This window comes from Paenibacillus oryzisoli, from assembly GCF_001653565.1.
Lineage (GTDB): Bacteria > Bacillota > Bacilli > Paenibacillales > NBRC-103111 > Paenibacillus_E > Paenibacillus_E oryzisoli.
The window spans coordinates 1-2574 of the sequence record NZ_LYPB01000025.1; the positions used below are offsets into that span (position 1 = coordinate 1).

Below are 2574 nucleotides of genomic sequence, written 5' to 3' on the forward strand. Positions count from 1 at the left end.
CATGGCAGGAACCCCTTTTATGGTTGATTCCTATAATTACCACAGAATTTATATTTCGTAACAGGTACCTAAGTAGTAACTACGAAATAGCGCTATTTCGATTAAAATGAGTGAAATTGGGCCATATAGGTTAAAATAACGCCCGGAGTGGGCGTTATTTCTGCCCTTCGGCCTGCAAGCCCAGGTGTATCAGCTGAATAAACATACCCTTCATCACCAATAATAGGGCTACACCCTTGAAGTAAATGATGGAAGGAATGCAGCCCATGGATATTGATGCTTTCTTAACCGAAGTTCTGAGCTCTAACGAAGATTGGCATGTCACGACAACGGATGGCGTATCCGTCGTAGATCCCAATCAGGAGCAGGATGTTCCTACTTTCGATCTACATGACGATTATCTGGAATCAGGATTTTAAGTTTCATGACACCCATAGGACATGCGCGAAAGGGCTGTCTCCAAAGGTTTATTTAGAACCTTGGGACAGCCCCTTTTGCATTCCTAATTAAGCTAAGATAAAAGCAGCTAACTCCGCTTCCCTAGCCTCCGATAATGGCTCGGAATTATCCCAATACAGGAGAGATGATGGTTTCATGCGCCAGATAACTTCTCTGCGCTGCAGCGAAGTACGGAATTGCTGCCAGTTGTCCAGCTTCCATATATCAAGCAGCGATCCCCTTAAGCGAATACGCTCCTTATAAATGTCCTCACTCGGTAAATACGCATAAATCACCTTAACATGGACATCCTCTATGGAAGCTCCGATGCGAGCTAATTCCCCTTCCAACCACAGCGGGTCTCCTTGTTCCTTGGTAAAAGGACCGATCACGATGGCATTCTGATTAAGTGTCAGCTGTTCAAGCGCCGCATCCATCGTGATGCGATATCCTAAATCACGACAGTGTTGTTTATAAAAAGGTGAATCCCGATCGCTGGGATCTTGCCCAGCTAGAGTCATGATCGCTTCTGCCGCGGGGCGCAGCAAGGTGTCCATATCCAAGAAAGCTCCGCCATGTCGGCGCACCCAAGCTCTGGCTAGTGTTGTTTTGCCTGCACCTGCAGGACCGATGAAGAATATTAATTGGCGCATAGGTAACCTCCGAAATCTGGGGTGTAAGTGACTGTTCAATGAATTGTAACATAAGAGCGTTTACAACACAGTTTTTCAGGAAACTTTCAGCTAAATTAAGGTGTTATTAAGATTCACACCACATTTACTTCACACTTTTTTGGTATATTACAGGGAAAAAGGGGAAAACCAAACTGGAAGGAACGATCTTGTGTTAACAAATGTGACTAGTCCACTACAAAGTAGTATGGAAGCTACATCCCGTCCATCGGCTCAAAGGCCCACACATGGCTGGCCAACATCAACGCCTGAGGCACAAGGATTATACTCAGCTACGTTAGCTAAGACTTTTGACGTTTTCCTTGATTATGGTGTGCACAGTATAGCCGTTATTCGGAATGGTGTATGGGTGGCAGATGCATGTAAAGAAGGGATCGAGCCTACTATCCCGCAAGATATGAAATCCGTTACCAAAAGTGTAACATCCGCCTTAATCGGGATTGCCTTAAAGGAAGGCAAGCTGAAGAGCCCAGACCAGCGTCTGGCTACTTTTTTTCCAGAGCTCGAGAATGATCCGTTAAAATCAAAAATTCAACTGAAGCATCTCCTTAGCATGACTTCAGGACTTTCATGGGATAATGATCAGGAACTATCATCGAATGAGATGATGCAGGCACCAGATTGGGTGGCTTATATTCTAAATCGTCCAGCTCAACATGAGCCTGGTGCGGTGTTTAACTATTCGAACGGCGATGCCCATCTACTCTCGGCAGTAATCGGCCAAGTAACGGGTATGACCCTGTTTGACTACGCGAAATCGCGGTTATTCGAACCGCTTGGTATAACGAATGTGAATTGGAGTCATGATCATCAAGGTATTACAATTGGCGCGTGGGCATTAGCGTTATCACTTGCGGACATGGCGAAGCTAGGTTCGCTGTATCTGAATGATGGACAATGGGAAGGAATGTCAATTATTCCTCAATCTTGGATTCGTACCTCATTCATGAAGCGAGTTACTTTAAACTATAGCAATGGCACGCAAGGATCTTATGGGTATTATTGGTGGACCAAATCGCTTGCCAAAGGTCTGAATAAGGGGAGTCGCAAAGAGTTGGATATTTTCTATGCATCCGGTTCAGGCGGTCGACGTATCTTCGGTATTCCGGAATTGAAGATGATTGTTGCACTGACAGCGAATTCGGGGGATGTGGATATGCCAGAAAGCCTATTGCACCATGTGCTGCAGGCTGTAAGGTCGAACAAGCAGCTCTCCGAGAACTCATTAGCTTTTGAGCAATTGCAGCAAGCGATTCAGCGCTTCGCAGCCGCACCACTTGGGTAAACATCCGCGCGAGCGCGCCTGGATGCAAATCAATAGTTCACAACAAGAGGTCTGTCAATCGTTGACAGGCCTTTACTTTTTGTGGCGTGCCCAGAGGCACGCATTATCTAGTTGGTGAAAGTCCAACCAAGGGAGGGGCCAGGCCACCTTTGTAGCTAG

3 protein-coding genes are annotated in these 2574 nt (G+C 46.0%); 2 read left to right on the plus strand and 1 reads right to left on the minus strand.

From position 1 onward, the window contains the following. Positions 1–257: 257 nt before the first annotated feature. Positions 258–419, plus strand: coding sequence for a hypothetical protein (locus tag A8708_RS35165; protein WP_204787438.1), 162 nt, complete (start codon positions 258–260; stop codon positions 417–419). Positions 420–506: 87 nt separating this feature from the next. Here the strand turns inward: A8708_RS35165 and A8708_RS00155 are convergent, their stop codons facing one another. Beyond that, positions 507–1091 (minus strand): P-loop nucleotide/nucleoside kinase family protein, encoded by a 585-nt coding sequence (locus tag A8708_RS00155; protein ID WP_068661523.1) that lies wholly within the window; start codon positions 1089–1091, stop codon positions 507–509. 202 nt (positions 1092–1293) lie between these two features. Between A8708_RS00155 and A8708_RS00160 the strand changes: the two genes are divergently transcribed. Further along, positions 1294–2415, plus strand: coding sequence for a serine hydrolase domain-containing protein (locus A8708_RS00160; RefSeq protein WP_204787439.1), 1122 nt, complete (start codon positions 1294–1296; stop codon positions 2413–2415). Positions 2416–2574: the final 159 nt, after the last annotated feature.

What these genes read in the sequence shown, in the direction of transcription:
- A8708_RS35165 (WP_204787438.1), top strand. Translation starts at nt 258, where the DNA reads ATGCAGCCCATGGATATTGATGCTTTCTTAACCGAAGTTCTGAGCTCT.
- A8708_RS00155 (WP_068661523.1), bottom strand. Translation starts at nt 1,091, where the DNA reads ATGCGCCAATTAATATTCTTCATCGGTCCTGCAGGTGCAGGCAAAACA.